This window comes from Providencia sp. PROV272, from assembly GCF_049901975.1.
GTDB lineage: Bacteria > Pseudomonadota > Gammaproteobacteria > Enterobacterales > Enterobacteriaceae > Providencia > Providencia stuartii.
Genome location: NZ_CP096291.1, coordinates 3,047,890 through 3,063,893 on the forward strand (window position 1 = coordinate 3,047,890; position 16,004 = coordinate 3,063,893).

Below are 16,004 nucleotides of genomic sequence, written 5' to 3' on the forward strand. Positions count from 1 at the left end.
TCCCTAATTAAATAATTTCATCAATGATTTTTAATAATATTCAAGTTTGAATCGAATCGCAGAGTAATAAGACCCTGATTGTAATGGTTTGGTATTGGAGACTAATCTCACATGATAATCCAATCTCATTGATGGTGGAGTAATATCTATTTTTGATACTGGCCTACCGGGAATAATATTTATATCGCTCGAATTTCTTAAAGATAACCCCACACCCTGAGCATCGCCAAAAATTGAAAAAATATTATCTTCAGATGGACCATCAAAAGTTAATTCAACTGCATTCCATAATTGATTCTGGCTGTTATGTCTTATTAAATTGCAATTAATAAGATGAATTGAAAAACTTTTTTCCGGACCTTTGCCATCTTGTTTAATTAAACTTATAGGAATCGTTCCTAAATCAATAGATTGTTCTTTCGAGCCTGTCGCGATTGCACATGCTGCATCTGTAATTTCTCCTTGAATAGTTAACAACCCTGTTTCTTCATCAGCATGTGCAAATGAAAGGACTCCAGAAATCAAGAAGGCCATAGTGGTATAATACATATTTTCTTTCATACTGAAGTCCTATGTTCAAAATTAAATATCAATACTTTTCAAGTATTATTTGTACTCTAATAAGAAATTAGATACTGCGGTAAAATCACCAGGAACAATCGCTTGCCCACTTAATCCTTGTAAATAAGCAGAAAAGTTCAGTGTATTTCGACCTGTTAGTAGGTTTTGGTTAGTGACCGATGAGCCATCGAATTTCACTTTTTCACCATTCATGCCTATAACCACAACACCTGCACCTGATGCTGAACCTTGTATCGCTAACATATCGCTATCAGTACCAATTGCACCGCCAGTAAAAGAAACATCAACTGTTTTCAGTGTGCTAACATCACAATCAACTAATTGAATATTAAAATTTTGTGCAGTAGATTTACCACCATCCGCTAATGAAGCATTGGAGATTTTACCCATTGGTACAATTTGGCTAGCAGTGTCAGCACTGATACCGCATGGAGCATCAATGATTTCACCTTGAAAAGATACCGTGCCACTTCCTGCGGCAAAAACGGATGAACTCATTACCCCGGAAATTAATGCTGCTAAAATAATTTTTTTACTCATAACTGCCTCTATAAAATAAGATAATAGATACCCATTATAATAAGGGGTATTGTTTCGTTTTATTTCCCATTGAGAAAATAAACATAATATCCAATATGGATATTATGTTTATTCTTACATATGATTTTAAATAAAAAGAATTTATATAACTAAAAAGTCATTCCTACTGGCATTGTTAATATCTAATATATAAATATCACTTAACTTCATTTCTTCTAATATATATTGAATTAAAATTTCATAACTAATATCTAGCGCTAATATAAAATTAAATAGCGTATCGACACTAATATGATTAATTCCCCTTTCATATCTCGAGATTTGTTGTTGAGAGATATTTAATTTAACTGCAATTTCATATCCAGATAATCCCTTTTCTCTTCTTGCTCTTTTCATGGAGGCACCAACTATCTTTGTAATAGACTTACCATCATTGGTGCTAGAATAATTAAATTTTTCTATATGCATATAGCGTCTCCACTCCTGATATTTAAGACTAATACTTACTACTTCCTTTTGTCGCGATAATTATACGAATTTAATTTATTATTTAAATACCTGTGAAAATCTCACTTTATCTAAATATAAAAAAAACCATCAATACAAAAAAATAATCTCATTTGATTACAATGAGTTATGATGATCTAATTTTGATGGTCTTTATTGGAAGATGATAATCACCACAATTACTCACTTCTGGTGATTTTATGACGATATATATTATAAAAATAAGGCATATTTTTGGTCATTTAAGTTATGACTGCTCAACAATTAACCATCAAATTATGAGTAAAAAGTCAATTGTAAATCATGTACATCTATTTACTCATTTTTTAACTACTTCTTATTAAAATACAATAACATGTTAATATCGACTTAATTTATAGGGATATAAGACATTGAAAAGATATTTTATACAAATAAATTAAATTAATAAATTAATGACAATGGCTCTGAGGCTATTTCCTAATACAGCACATGTTTTATATTGAGATCACCATATATCGCTTAATATTGAGTTATATAAACTTAATGATATCTCTCAGAGGAGCCACTACCTCTAGCACTCGCTACCAAAGTAGAAAGTTACATTATGTGGTCACAGGCCATTAAAACTGCTCGCGGGAAATGTTTAGTGAAAACGATATTGTCAGTTGAGTTAAGCTGAATGCGTATTACTTGAGGAAATGCGTTTTTGAGTATTTCGTAATGGTGAGCCGAAAATAACCCTAGCGGCACTGAATGTCATTTTCGGTTGACGAAACCACATGAAGACGCCAAAACGGGTCGAGGGCTTGCTGCAAATTTCACTAATTTTTTAATATTACCTACTTTATTGGGTAATTTAACCTATCTAAAACAGGTAACGATGCCATTTAAATTGCAGGTTCAGTCATCTCAGACCTAGCTTAAAGCTAGGTCTTCCATTGACTATCTGACGCCAGTAAACTTATTCAATCACACCTTGGCTCTTCAAATATTCATCATAAGTTCCTTTGAAATCAATGACTTTATCTTCTTTGATTTCTAAGATACGACTTGCTAATGAACTGACAAATTCACGGTCGTGAGAGACAAAAATCAATGTGCCTTTATAAAGCTCTAAGGCTAGGTTTAAGGACTCAATAGATTCCATATCCAAGTGGTTGGTAGGCTCATCCATAATTAAGATATTTGGTTGTTGCATCATTAGCTTACCAAATAACATACGACCCTGCTCACCCCCCGACAGTACTGATACTTTTTTCTTGATGTCATCTTGAGTGAAGAGTAAGCGTCCTAAAACACTGCGAACCGCTTGTTCATCATCGCCTTCACTTTTCCACTGACTCATCCAGTCAAAAACGGTCAGATCTGTTTCGAAGTCTTCTGCATGATCTTGTGCATAATAACCAATAGCACTATTTTCAGACCACTTAACCGTACCACTCTTAGGAGGAAGTTCGCCAACGAGTGTTTTCAAAAATGTGGTTTTACCGATACCGTTCGCACCGATAACCGCCATTTTTTCCCCTACTTCAAGTAATAAATTTAAGTTTTTAAACAGCGGAGCTTGATCATAACCATTCGTCACCCCTTCCAACTCAAGGGCATTACGGAATAATTTTTTCTCTTGTTCAAAACGAATGAATGGGTTTTGACGGCTAGAAGCTTTAACTTCCTCAAGCTGAATTTTATCAATTTGACGTGCTCGAGAAGTGGCCTGTTTTGATTTTGAAGCATTCGCACTAAAGCGACTCACAAAGGATTGCAATTCGGCAATTTGCGCTTTTTTCTTCGCATTATCCGCAAGCAGGCGCTCTCTGGCTTGTGTTGCAGCAATCATATACTCATCATAGTTACCCGTGAACAAACGCAATTCACCGTAATCTAAGTCAGCCATATGCGTGCAAACCGTATTCAGGAAGTGCCTATCATGGGAAATAATGACCATAGTGCAATTACGATCGTTCAACACTTGCTCTAACCAACGAATAGTATCAATATCCAAGTTGTTGGTTGGTTCATCGAGTAACAAAATATCGGGATCTGAGAACAGTGCTTGAGCCAACAGTACCCGTAATTTCCAACCTGGGGCGACTTCACTCATCGGGCCGTAATGCTGCTCGACAGGAATGCCCACACCGAGTAACAGTTCACCCGCACGAGCTTCCGCACTGTAGCCATCCATTTCACCGTAAGCGACTTCAAGATCAGCAACGCGGTAGCCATCTTCCTCACTCATTTCAGGAAGTGCGTAAATACGGTCGCGCTCTTGTTTTACATTCCATAGCTCAACATGCCCCATAATGACAGTATCGAGCACTGTGTATTCTTCGAAGGCAAATTGATCCTGACGAAGTTTACCAATGCGCTCATTAGGGTCAGTGGTACTCACATTCCCCGCAGTTGGTATAAGATCGCCCCCTAATATCTTCATAAATGTCGATTTACCGGCGCCATTTGCCCCGATTAAACCATAACGGTTCCCTGTTCCGAATTTAACGGAAATATTTTCAAACAGCGGCTTACTGCCAAACTGCATAGTGATATTGCTTGTCTGTAACACTTCTATGCCTTTAATTTACGATGTCGAGGATACCCAACCAAATAGCGGCGCATTATGCCACAATCATTCGCTTAGATCTTGTACTGATTGCATCACCCTAGATGAATAGTAATCCATCCAGCCCTGTATATAATCAAACGAGGTAAGCATTTATCGGTTATGCCACAATATACCAATACTTATTATTGCTATTATGGCGATATAATAAATGGAATTAAAAAGTCGTATGATGAACTTTAAGTTCTAAATAAAAATATTGTTCGCTAAGGCAACTTAATATCGCGATAATAAAAGATAGAATTTATTTATAATGTCGTGATGGCCTAATATTTATTATTAGACCATCAATGGTATTTTATAACTTAATTCCCATGGTACGCGTGATTTCTGTTAACCCCTCTCTCTCGTAAAACTTAATTGCCTTATGGTTTTGTGCTAACACAGTAAGCTCTAAATGGCTTAATTGATTGTCTTTTGCCCATGTTTTCATTTGCTCAATTAATTGATGCCCCACTTTTTGGCCTCTCAACTCGGGAGATACGACAAGGTCAAAAATATAGGCAAATTGCCGAGGAACCATACAATTATAAGGCGGTGCCGTTTGCTTTTGAGCAATGCAAAAGCCTTTAACTTGCCCATCATATTCCGCCACGAGCAAATGAAAGTTTTCATCACTAATGGTATTTTCAACAAAATCTCTCATCTGTTTAGCAGGCTGCATTCTTTCACTATCAAGCGCTGCCATTTCAGTAAATAACAGCTCATAGAGAGACAGCACAGCTTCAATATCGTGTTTTACTGCACAGCGGATCATAAATACCTCACCGAAGTTTAATCATAAGTTTTAACCGATGGCGCAAGATAGGTTTCAAAACGATCGAGTAGAGCTGCTGGATCATTTTCAACTATCGCCATATGGCGATATTTTTCCTGTAAAAAAGCCTCATCAGCCATTTTGTTCGTCATATCAATTAGTGGCTGCCAATAGTTATTAATATTAAATAGCCCACAAGGCTTAGTGTGTAGCCCTATTTGACTCCAAGTGAACACCTCACTAAATTCCTCAAGAGTGCCGTAACCTCCAGGTAGAGCAACAAAGCCATCGGCAAGCTCAATCATCTTACTTTTACGTTGATGCATCGTGTCAACTTTATACAATTTAGTCAGATTTTTATGAGAAATTTCACGCTCTTCAAGTAGTGAAGGAATAACTCCAATTGCTTGACCACCTTGAGATAAAATAGTGTCGGCCACCGTGCCCATAATACCAACGCTTGCCCCACCATAAACTAAAGTAATATTGCGCTTGACCATTTCTTCTGCAAATTTAATCGCCTGTTGCTTATAAACTTCATTAGCTCCCATGCTGGAACCACAATAAACGGCAATACTGTTAATTTTTCTCATTTTTTCCTCGTTTTTATCGTGTTTTTATGGAAAATAATTATACGTTACATAAGGATAAGCTCAACACACATTCTCATCCCACCCTCATCAACATATAAAACTCTGTCTAAAATTAATTAAAGCGCCTACACATGGGGTATATAGTCAACAAAATAAATATTAAATGCTATGTTTTATCGTGCTCTCTATTTTATAAATACATATTATCCATGTTAAATTTATGTCATAATCACCGCTTATGTTATGTACCTGAGTTGTTAATAGTCAGCACGTACATTTTCTTTGTCAAAATTTTCTTTTATTGAAGAATAATCAGCCATTTTTTTGCTGATTTTATTACGTATTTCTGAGGTTCAACGATCCATGTCTGCCGATACTAAAAAGAGTGCCTTTCCTCTATTACCCGTGGGATTGCTATTACTGGCAATGACCTCAATTCAGAGCGGAGCATCTCTAGCTAAAACACTGTTTCCTGTTATCGGTGCACCAGGAGTGACTGGGCTACGCTTATTGCTTGCGACCATTATTTTATTTGTCATTTTTAAACCTTGGCGATTAAAGTTTAGGCGAAACTCTCTTATTCCCCTGTTAACTTATGGTCTTTCTTTGGGGACCATGAACTATTTGTTTTATTTATCCTTAGAACGAATTCCACTTGGGATCGCGGTAGCACTTGAGTTTACAGGGCCACTGGCTGTCGCAATGTTTTCATCCCGCCGCCCCATTGACTTTTTATGGATAGCGTTGGTCATCGTTGGGCTGCTCTTTTTATTGCCTATCGGTGATGATATTAATGGCCTAGATCTTGTCGGTGCCTTATATGCCCTTGGTGCGGGCGTTTGTTGGGGGATCTATATTATTTTTGGCCAACGGGCTGGCGCAGGTTATGGTGCCGCAACCGTAGCAATAGGCTCCTTTATTTCAACCCTGATCTTTTTCCCTATTGGGTTAATGCAGACAGGTGTTGAGGTCATGTTTGACCCTGCTATTTTGCCGTTGGCGTTGGCTGTTGCTGTTCTCTCTACAGCCTTTCCTTATACCTTAGAGATGATAGCGCTTACCCGACTTCCAGCAAAAACCTTCGGGACTTTGATGAGCCTTGAGCCTTGTATGGGGGCATTCCTTGGAATTGTCTTCCTCCAAGAGCATTTAACCGTTACTCAATGGTTAGCACTATTATGTATTGTTTGTGCCTCAATAGGCTCAACATCCACAGCACGCCCTAAAACAAAAATAGAAGAGGTTTCTTAAATAAATAGAGGAAGAAATTTCTTTATTATTTAATTTGTATAAAGGTTAATAAAGTTAACAACATTTTCTTTATTAACCTTATTTATTGTAAACTTTCTTTAATATCATTGAAATATTAGCTTATTAATCCTATAGTAATATTTATTAAGCGTTTATTTAATTATAAGCCGTTATCAATTTTACCTATCAAAGTAATAGAATATTGCATTATGACAAGTTGGTTCTGTTGTTTTATATTAATTAACAGAAACAGATTATTGAATAATTAATTACTTATAAGGGGAAGATTATGAGTACAGCTAAATTAGTAAAAGCACCTCAAGCAAATCTTTTATATACCCGCAATGATGTTGAGGATAGCGTTAAATTAGAGTCTATCAATATTTTGAATGTTATGGTCATCCATTTTACTGATCTTTCTTTAATGACCAAACAAGCACATTGGAATATGCGCGGTCGTAACTTTATTGCCGTACATGAAATGCTAGATGGCTTCCGTACCACTTTAGTTGAGCACCTTGATGAATTTGCTGAGCGTGCTGTACAACTTGGTGGAGTTGCAATTGGTACGACTCAGCAAGTCAATAAATTTACATCGTTAGAAGCTTATCCAATTGATATCCACGATGTTCAAGATCATCTAAAAGCATTAGCAGACCGTTATGCGGTTGTGGCTAACGATATTCGTAAAGCTATCGATGAAGTCGAAGATGAAGATACCGCGGATATGTTTACTGCGGCATCACGCGACCTCGATAAGTTCTTATGGTTCTTAGAAGCTAATATTGAGTAATGTCGATAAAAATAGTCAACGTTGATTGACCCCTTGGCCACACTAATGTGTGGCCTTATTGTTATTACACTATTAAGAAAGACGTTAACGTTACGTACCGCTTGGCATAGCCGGCCGTTCAATCGGGAACACGGGTAATGCGTTCAGCAACCGCTTACCATAATTTTTGGTGATCAATCGATTATCATAGATAACAATCTCACCATAGCATTCATGGCTACGGATCAACCTTCCTGCTTGTTGAATCAAATTAAATGATGCACTTGGTAAACTTTGTACTTCAAACGGATAACGTTTAAGCGATTTTAACCATTCACCTTCAGTAATAATCACGGGGTTAGTCACCGGTGGAAAAGCGATTTTATGGATATGTACCTGTGTTAAATACTCACCTTTTAAATCAAGCCCTTCCGCAAATGACTGCAACCCTATCAGTACACTGGTTAACCCTTTATTGATCCTGTCACAATGGGTTTCAACTAACCGATAACGCGGCTGATCCCCTTGCACTAACAATTGTAGGCGTAAATCTTTTACATGTTCCAGAAACCCTTCCATCGCTCGCTGGCTACTAAACAACACTAGCATACCTCGATGAGTACCTTTTTCTAATTGATGCCGGAAATACGTTGCCATCTCCGCTAAATGCAGCTCTTCATTCGAGATAGTTGGTTCGTACTTCATTTGAGGAATAATCAGTTTTCCCTGTTCAATATGATTAAAGGGTGAAGACAGCGTCACAAAACGGTCATCACTTTTTTCTGATAACCCACTCAATTCTTGAAAACGAGAGTAGCTATTAAGTGAGCGTAACGTCGCTGATGTGATCACGATGTGTGGCACATTGCGCCATAATAGCTGCTGTAATTGCTCACTAACCCGTATCCCAGCACAGTGCAGAAATAAACGAGACTGGTTTTTCTCATAACGACGGCTAAGCCATTTCGAAATTGGCGCTCCTGATGTTTGGTCAATTGACGCTAACCGCCATAATTTCGCCATATTTTCAAAATAGCCCATTGCTCGGCTAGTTAATAGAATAGAGCGATGTAAGCGAACAATATCCTGTTTAGCCGTTTGCTCGGTTAAATCATTGAGAATTGATTCCGCTAACCCTCTTAGCCCGTCGGTCAGTTTGAAAAGTTCTTGGCAACATAGCTGCATTGCCTCAGGCAACAGCCCCATCGGAAATAAGTACTCATTATCCTTTGAGGTTTCTGGTAATAATGCGTTGGTTAGTAGCGAAAAATCACGAAATGCTTCTCTTAACTTTTCCGCGTGCTGCTGTAACCGCTCTGGGTTCGCTAATTTTGGCGGCTTGGCAGGCCTAAACTGAGCGAGATATTGCCCCACATGATGAAGAAAATTATCCACCTGTGCTGTTAATTGAACGAGTGTGATCTCGCCTTCCACTTCCAACGCATCCCTTGCTACGTCAGGCACATGATGCCCCTCATCCAGTACTAAAAGGAGTTTTTTAGGATCTGGTAATACCGATTCGCTTTCCATTGCCGCCATCACCAGCGCATGGTTTGCAACCACCACATCCGCATCTTCAATTTCCCGCCGAGCAATAAAAAAGGGACAACGCTGATAAAATTGGCAATTACGGCCTAAGCAGTTCATTTTGTCAGTGCTGACCTTACGCCATAAGCTATCGCTAAAAGCACGCTTATGGTGATCCCGTAAGCCATCCCATGCAAAACTATGAAAATCATTACGTAGCTGCTGGCAAATCGCTCTCTCTTCACTGTTTGCGATTTCGGTTTTATCTTCCACCAGCAACATTAAGTCAATTTGTTCGCCTTCTGCGGCACAGATTGCTTCCAGATTGCGTGGACACACATAGCGTGCTCGCCCAAAAGCCCCTGTATATTTAAGATCAGGAATAATTTTACTGAGTAAGGGCAGATCCTTACTGAATATTTGATCTTGTAATGCAACATTCGCAGTACTGACAACCAATGTTTTGCCTTCTTCTCGGCCAACAGCAATACCCGGTATCAAATAAGATAATGTTTTACCAACCCCTGTAGGAGCCTCAATAACCAAATGCCGCCCTTCTTCGTCCGCCAAATTTTTAGCAACTTCAGCAATCATTTGGCGCTGAGGCGCGCGGGATACGAACCCGTCAATGTGCTGTGATAACCCTTTGTACCATTGGGTTATATGTTCTTTCATTTTATTTGACAGGGACATAGGCTCACTGCTGTTCACATTAGAAGATATAGGATAACCAAGTAGGTCAATAACATCGAATTAAACAATATATGCTTACGAAGGCGCTCGCAAAAACTACTGTTTAAAAAACCATTATGCCATAAAATTGGGAACAGGTTGGCAAATTCCGGATCCATCCGCACAAAAAAGAGTATTTAACTTGTCTGCAACAAACATCGGGTTATACTTTGGGTTTATTTCTTCAATTCAGGCTATAAAAATGAAAAAGGTTGTTATCGCGCTTTGCGCACTCTGCGCATTCGGCTCCATCGGTGGAATTGTCTTAGCTGGCATGAATATTTATACACGCTCAACGACACCTATTGAGCAGAGTCAGGCACAGCAACCCTCAATTATACCTTCAGCGGGTCAGGTTCAATAATATTTACATTCAGGATGAAGATAATTTATGTATGACGCTTATTTTGTAACACCCGAATGGTTACATGACCATTTGTCTGACTCTAACCTTATCGTACTAGATGCTTCATCTCCGCCCCCAACAGCACCCTATGATTGCCGACAACGTTGGTTAGAAGAGCATATTCCAAGCGCACAGTTTTTTGATCAAGATAAGGTTGCTGATACTCGAACACCCCTGCCTCATATGCTGCCTGATGCTGAAACTTTTAGCCGTGCGGTCGGTGAAATGGGAATTAACAATAACACTCAGGTTATTATTTACGCCCAGAATAATTTATTCTCAGCACCACGTGCGTGGTGGACATTCACCACAATGGGCCATAAAAATGTCAAACTTCTCGCGGGTGGCATTGAAGCATGGAAAGCACTCGGTTTCCAAACTGAATCCGGTGAGGTCACGCCGCCAGCCCCACAGCACTACACCGCTCAGCGCCACGGTGACAACGCATTAAATCAAACACAAATGCTTAACCTCGTAGAACAGGGAAAAGTACAAATTATTGATGCTCGTGCCGCGGCACGTTTCTTAGCGCAAGCACCTGAGCCTCGCCCAGGGCTACGTATGGGCCACATCCCCGGTAGTAAAAACATGCCTTGGGATCAATTAGTTGAAAATGGTGAATTTAAATCACCAGCCCAACTTAAAGCCCTATTTGCAGAGCAAGGTATTGATATTCATGCCCCTTCCGTCACAACGTGTGGCTCTGGTATGACGGCGGCTGTGGTGCTCATGGCTCTGACTCTATTAGGCAACACAAATGTTAAGCTATATGATGGCTCTTGGGCAGAATGGGGCCAAGACAATGGGTTACCTATAGAGTCTTAATTATTCATCTAATCAAAAGATTAATTGAACTAAAAATCGGATTAATACTTAATCAACATTAAATAGCATTCAAAAAAATAACCCTCTATTCACGGAGAGGGTTATTTCTTTCAAATCGAGATAAGTTTAGTCAATCGCTATTTGGCAAATATCCCAGCTAAAAATAGCACGACGATCGCACCGATAACCGCAACAACAAAACTACCGAAATTGAAGCCGTCTACTTTACCTTTACCGAAGAAGGTACTGATGTAGCCACCCACAACAGACCCAACAATTCCGAGTACAATAGTCATGATAAAACCAATATGGTAAGTGCCTGGCATAATCCATTTAGCCAATACCCCTGCAATCAGACCAAAAATGACCCAAGAAATGACTCCCATCATCGACCTCCAAACGAATTAATACGGTAAAAATAGATTTTAACCATGTTAGTTTGCCATCTTATGACATACGATTTAAGTCAATTTAGCATGATTAAAAAAGCCATTAGCCCTTTAAGTTAAGAACTAATACTCTATTTTAGCAAATCATAAACAACCGAATGATTAAAATTCCATCATTTTTGCTGGCTTTTTTAGTTCAGATTCGATCACTTCGGCGATCTGGCGAGCACTCTTTAGCGCTCGGATCAGAGAAAATAGTCTGTCTGCTTGCTGATATTCTTTACGTAAATAGCCTAACCATTGCTTGATACGTGCGGCATGGTAATTCCCCGTATCTCCTTGTTTTTCAAGCTCTGTATATTTTAATAGCAAGCTGCCGACGTGCTCCCAAGCCATTTTGGGCTGATTGCTTTTTATGACATGACTTAAATTAGGCGTATGCAGAGCGCCCCGCCCAATCATAATCGCATCACATCCCGTTATTGCTAGGCAGTGCTGAGCACTTTCATAATCCCACACCTCACCATTGGCAATTACAGGGATGGATAAGCGGCGACGAATATCGCCAATAGCTTGCCAATTAATCTTTTCAGCTCGATAGCCATCTTCTTTGGTACGGCCATGCACCGTCAATTCCGTCGCTCCAGCCTGCTCCACGGCATCTGCGATTTCATGACAAAATTGGCTATTATCCCACCCTAACCTGACTTTAACAGAAACAGGTAGTTCCTCTGGAACAGCCTCTCGCATCGCCTTTGCGGCACGATAAATAAGCTCTGGTTGCTTTAGTAAAGTTGCACCACCCCCATGGCCATTCACGGTTTTAGAGGGGCATCCACAATTCAGATCTACCCCCCATGAACCCAGCGAAACTGCCCTATAGGCGTTTTCAGCTAACCACTGAGGGTGCTGCCCCAATAACTGAACGCGTACTAACGTACCTGATGGTGTCCGACTGCCATGACGCAATTCCGGACATAACCGATAAAACGTTTTTGCCGGTAAAAGGGTATCGACAACTCGTACAAACTCAGTAATACAGAGATCGTAATCATTGACCTCACTGAGTAAGGAGCGCACAAGCGAGTCAAGTACCCCCTCCATCGGGGCAAGTAACACACGCATTAGCCTTCACCGCGTCCCTGACGCACTTTTTTTTGTGCGCTTTTCCATGGTGAGGCTGATGCCGATTTATCTTTTGAGCTATCAGCACCAGTACGTTCGCGGCGCGGCTTCACAGACGTATTATGGCGTTTATTTGCACTACGCCTTTCATTATTACGCTGCGGCGCTTTTTGGATAGGTTCAGGTTTAATGGAAGGATCAGGCTCATAACCTTCTATCGCCATAACAGGAACCGGTTTTTTTAGTAGCTTTTCAATATCTTTTAGCAGCTTTAACTCATCAACACATACCAGTGAAACAGCCATTCCTGTTGCGTCTGCTCGCCCTGTACGACCAATACGATGAACATAATCTTCCGCTACATTAGGCAGTTCAAAGTTAACAACATACGGCAATTGTTCGATATCTAAACCACGTGCCGCAATATCTGTCGCCACCAGTACTCGAACATCACCTGATTTAAAATCTGCTAATGCACGTGTACGCGCGCCTTGGCTCTTATTACCATGAATTGCCGCCGCTTTTACGCCATCTTTATTTAGATGTTCAGCAAGGCGGTTCGCACCATGTTTTGTGCGTGTAAAAACAAGAACTTGCTGCCAGTTTTCACGGCCTATCATGTAAGATAACAGCTCTGCTTTACGTTTCTTATCGACATGATGGACAAACTGGGTGACTTGCTCAGAAGCCGAGTTACGAGGAGCGACTTCGATCGTCACAGGTTTGTCCAGTAATTTATTCGCTAATTGTTTAATTTCATTAGAGAATGTAGCTGAAAACAGCAGGTTTTGACGTTTTTTAGGTAACTTACTGATCACACGGCGAATATCATGAATAAACCCCATATCAAGCATACGATCGGCTTCGTCCAAAACAAGGATCTCAACTTGAGATAAATTGACCGCATTTTGATGCTCTAGGTCGAGTAATCGCCCCGGCGTCGCAATCAAAATATCAACACCGCCACGTAACTTCATCATTTGTGGGTTGATGCTGACACCACCAAACACGACAAATGAGCGGATCCTTAAATGACGGCTATATTCCTTAACATTCTCAGCGACTTGCGCAGCCAATTCACGTGTCGGCGTTAAGATCAATGCCCTAATCGGTTTGCGATCTTTTCCAATTCTAGGAGTCGAAATTAATTTTTGTAAAATGGGTAAGGTAAAACCCGCCGTTTTCCCTGTTCCTGTTTGAGCACTCGCTAAGAGGTCGTGACCATCAAGGACTGCTGGGATAGCTTGCTGTTGGATAGGCGTAGGGGCTTCGTAGCCTAACTCATTAATAGCGAGCAGAATTTCCTCGTTTAATGCGAGGTCTGAAAAACTAGTCAAATTAAATTACTCCGGACTTCACCACTCTGAATGATCAGAGGCAGTTCGAGGGGAAGGATTGTAGATGAAGAAAAGATGCAAACTGCCGTGCAATTGCGGGAAGTCTAACATTATTTGGCTCTAATAAGTATATTAATTTAGTTTAGAAAATAAATTAATACAAAATTACTCAAATATAGTATATATAACTATTACAAACTAGAATATGTCGTTTTCCGTCACTGAATTATGCAAAAAGCCGTGTAGAGCTTGTTAGGTTGATATTTAGTTTTGAATGTTTAAGGAAATTTCATGATTACAAACACACCGTCAACACATCGAGGAGAAAACGCCAGAGTGCAGTTGCTATGCTCAGCTGCAGATGTCTATGGTGAATTAGGTCTCGACGGAGCAACAACCCGCAAAATTGCTCAAGTTTCGGGGCAAAATATTGCCGCCATTTCCTATTATTTTGGTTCGAAAGAGGGGCTGTATCTCGCTGTAGCCCAATTGATTGCGAACACAATAAAAGAAAACTTTAGCGAGATAACCGCGGAAATTGATACATATCTTCGTCAAACCAATCCCCCTCCTGATGAGGCCATCAAACTCTTGCAAAAAGCATTAGTCGGTTATAATTACTTTCAGCTAGAAAAAAAGAACCTGAGTTTTTCTCGAATACTCGCTAGAGAGCAACTCAACCCAACCGAAGCCTATACCATTATTCATGAGCAGGCTCTCGGACCTATTTACACCAAATTAAACCGTCTTATTGCCATTTATATAGGCTCCGATCCCAACAGCCTAACCACCTTAATCCAAACCCATGCCATCTTAGGGGAAACGCTCTCGTTTCGTATCGCAAGAGAGACGTTACTTCGGCAAACTGGCTGGAAACATATCAATGAAGAGGAATATAAAATCATTAACCAAGTACTGATAGAGCACACCAATATCTTGTTGGAAGGATTGCGTCATCGCAAAGAGGCACAAAAGTGATATCATTAATCCATAAAAAACGGTTATAGATTATCGAACTATCTATTTTTAGACATGTAATCTACACGAAGAATAAGGTTAATTATGAACAATAAACGTCGTTCAATCTTTTTAATTCTTATTGTCATAGTAATCGGTCTCGCTGCGGGTGGTTATTATTGGTATCAATCACAGCAAGATAAAACATTAACCTTATATGGTAATGTTGATGTACGAACCGTCAACCTTGGTTTTCGTGTTGGTGGGAAGCTCGCGTCTTTGAATGTTGATGAAGGCGCGCGCGTTACCCCCGGTCAAGCTTTAGGCCAGCTTGACCAAGCGCCTTATATCAACGCATTAAACAAAGCAAAGGGCGTTAGAGACAGTGCAAAAGCCCAGCTAGCTATGAAAGAAAAAGGCTATCGCACTCAAGAAATTGCACAAGTTGAAGCTGAGGTTGCCCAAAAACAAGCGGCATGGAAATACGCTGAAAGTTTTTACCAGCGCCAAAAAGGGCTCGCAGCCTCCCATGTGATTTCTGCCAATGAGCTCGACAATGCAAAGACAAATCGAAATCAAGCACTTGCCGCATTAAAAGCCGCACAAGATAAACTAAACCAGTATCAAAGCGGTTTCCGTCAAGAAGAGATAGCGGCTGCACGAGGCGAATGGTTACAAGCTGAAGCGGCTGTTGCACAGGCAGAATTAGACTTAAAAGATACCGTATTAACAGCCCCCTCAGATGGAACCATCCTAACGCGAGCCATTGAGCCTGGCAGCATTGTCGGTGCTGGTAATACTGTATTTAGTGTCACTCTCACGACGCCTGTTTGGGTAAGGGCTTATGTCGATGAGCCTAATTTAGGGATGGCCGTTCCTGGTCGAGAAGTTTTGCTCTACACCGATAGCCGTCCAGATCCCCCTTATCACGGTACTATTGGTTTTGTATCACCAACCGCTGAATTCACGCCAAAAAGCGTACAAACTCCGCAATTACGTACTGATCTTGTATATCGGCTACGCATCGTTGTCAGCGATCCTGATGAGGCACTACGCCAAGGCATGCCAGTTACCATCCGCTTTGCTGAAATTCAGTGATAAGAGT

General features: G+C 40.2%; 16 protein-coding genes. 6 read left to right on the forward strand and 10 right to left on the reverse strand.

Annotation, left to right across the window (positions count from 1 at the left end; genetic code table 11):
* Positions 1-30: 30 nt before the first annotated feature.
* The 6 genes from M1E93_RS14025 to M1E93_RS14050 form a co-directional block, all read right to left on the reverse strand.
* On the reverse strand, positions 31-561 hold the full coding sequence (locus M1E93_RS14025) for a fimbrial protein (RefSeq protein WP_004917888.1): 531 nt from the start codon (positions 559-561) through the stop codon (positions 31-33).
* A 45-nt stretch (positions 562-606) separates the two neighbouring features.
* Entirely contained in the window at positions 607-1,122 is a 516-nt protein-coding gene (locus M1E93_RS14030) for a fimbrial protein (protein ID WP_014657784.1), read from the reverse strand.
* A gap of 141 nt (positions 1,123-1,263) precedes the next feature.
* Complete coding sequence (locus M1E93_RS14035; protein ID WP_004917882.1) at positions 1,264-1,590, reverse strand: helix-turn-helix domain-containing protein; 327 nt, start codon at positions 1,588-1,590, stop codon at positions 1,264-1,266.
* Positions 1,591-2,572: 982 nt separating this feature from the next.
* A complete protein-coding gene (locus tag M1E93_RS14040) occupies positions 2,573-4,171 on the reverse strand; it encodes an ABC-F family ATPase (protein WP_014657783.1) in 1,599 nt (532 codons plus the stop codon).
* 355 nt (positions 4,172-4,526) lie between these two features.
* The gene (locus tag M1E93_RS14045) at positions 4,527-4,985 is read right to left on the reverse strand and encodes a GNAT family N-acetyltransferase (protein WP_004917876.1); all 459 of its coding nucleotides are present in this window, start codon (positions 4,983-4,985) and stop codon (positions 4,527-4,529) included.
* Between the two features lie 17 nt (positions 4,986-5,002).
* A complete protein-coding gene (locus M1E93_RS14050; protein ID WP_004917874.1) occupies positions 5,003-5,578 on the reverse strand; it encodes a TIGR00730 family Rossman fold protein in 576 nt (191 codons plus the stop codon).
* 363 nt (positions 5,579-5,941) lie between these two features.
* Here M1E93_RS14050 and rhtA point away from each other — a divergent pair, with 363 nt between their 5' ends.
* Complete coding sequence (gene rhtA / locus M1E93_RS14055; RefSeq protein ID WP_036943544.1) at positions 5,942-6,829, forward strand: threonine/homoserine exporter RhtA; 888 nt, start codon at positions 5,942-5,944, stop codon at positions 6,827-6,829.
* A gap of 289 nt (positions 6,830-7,118) precedes the next feature.
* On the forward strand, positions 7,119-7,622 hold the full coding sequence (dps, locus tag M1E93_RS14060; RefSeq protein WP_004917871.1) for a DNA starvation/stationary phase protection protein Dps: 504 nt from the start codon (positions 7,119-7,121) through the stop codon (positions 7,620-7,622).
* Positions 7,623-7,712: 90 nt separating this feature from the next.
* Here dps and dinG read toward each other — a convergent pair whose 3' ends face one another.
* On the reverse strand, positions 7,713-9,821 hold the full coding sequence (gene dinG, locus M1E93_RS14065) for an ATP-dependent DNA helicase DinG (protein ID WP_014657781.1): 2,109 nt from the start codon (positions 9,819-9,821) through the stop codon (positions 7,713-7,715).
* A 241-nt stretch (positions 9,822-10,062) separates the two neighbouring features.
* On the opposite strand from dinG, the gene M1E93_RS14070 reads away from it, so the two are divergent.
* Together M1E93_RS14070 and sseA are read left to right on the forward strand one after the other, a co-directional pair.
* Positions 10,063-10,224 carry a hypothetical protein gene (locus M1E93_RS14070; protein WP_014657780.1) on the forward strand — a complete coding sequence of 54 codons (162 nt, stop codon included), beginning with the start codon at positions 10,063-10,065 and terminating at the stop codon, positions 10,222-10,224.
* Positions 10,225-10,251: 27 nt separating this feature from the next.
* On the forward strand, positions 10,252-11,091 hold the full coding sequence (gene sseA / locus M1E93_RS14075) for a 3-mercaptopyruvate sulfurtransferase (protein WP_104873346.1): 840 nt from the start codon (positions 10,252-10,254) through the stop codon (positions 11,089-11,091).
* A gap of 137 nt (positions 11,092-11,228) precedes the next feature.
* Here the strand turns inward: sseA and M1E93_RS14080 are convergent, their stop codons facing one another.
* The 3 genes from M1E93_RS14080 to rhlE form a co-directional block, all read right to left on the reverse strand.
* On the reverse strand, positions 11,229-11,477 hold the full coding sequence (locus M1E93_RS14080) for a GlsB/YeaQ/YmgE family stress response membrane protein (RefSeq protein WP_014657779.1): 249 nt from the start codon (positions 11,475-11,477) through the stop codon (positions 11,229-11,231).
* Between the two features lie 165 nt (positions 11,478-11,642).
* A complete protein-coding gene (gene dusC / locus M1E93_RS14085; protein WP_104873345.1) occupies positions 11,643-12,605 on the reverse strand; it encodes a tRNA dihydrouridine(16) synthase DusC in 963 nt (320 codons plus the stop codon).
* Positions 12,605-13,942, reverse strand: coding sequence for an ATP-dependent RNA helicase RhlE (gene rhlE, locus M1E93_RS14090; protein ID WP_014657777.1), 1,338 nt, complete (start codon positions 13,940-13,942; stop codon positions 12,605-12,607). Before rhlE ends, dusC begins: the two co-directional genes overlap by 1 nt.
* A 291-nt stretch (positions 13,943-14,233) precedes the next feature.
* On the opposite strand from rhlE, the gene cecR reads away from it, so the two are divergent.
* Together cecR and hlyD are read left to right on the forward strand one after the other, a co-directional pair.
* Positions 14,234-14,920: a transcriptional regulator CecR gene (cecR, locus tag M1E93_RS14095; RefSeq protein ID WP_426206996.1), complete on the forward strand. Its 687-nt coding sequence runs from the start codon at positions 14,234-14,236 to the stop codon at positions 14,918-14,920.
* Between the two features lie 84 nt (positions 14,921-15,004).
* Positions 15,005-15,997 (forward strand): secretion protein HlyD, encoded by a 993-nt coding sequence (gene hlyD / locus M1E93_RS14100; RefSeq protein WP_104873344.1) that lies wholly within the window; start codon positions 15,005-15,007, stop codon positions 15,995-15,997.
* Positions 15,998-16,004: the final 7 nt, after the last annotated feature.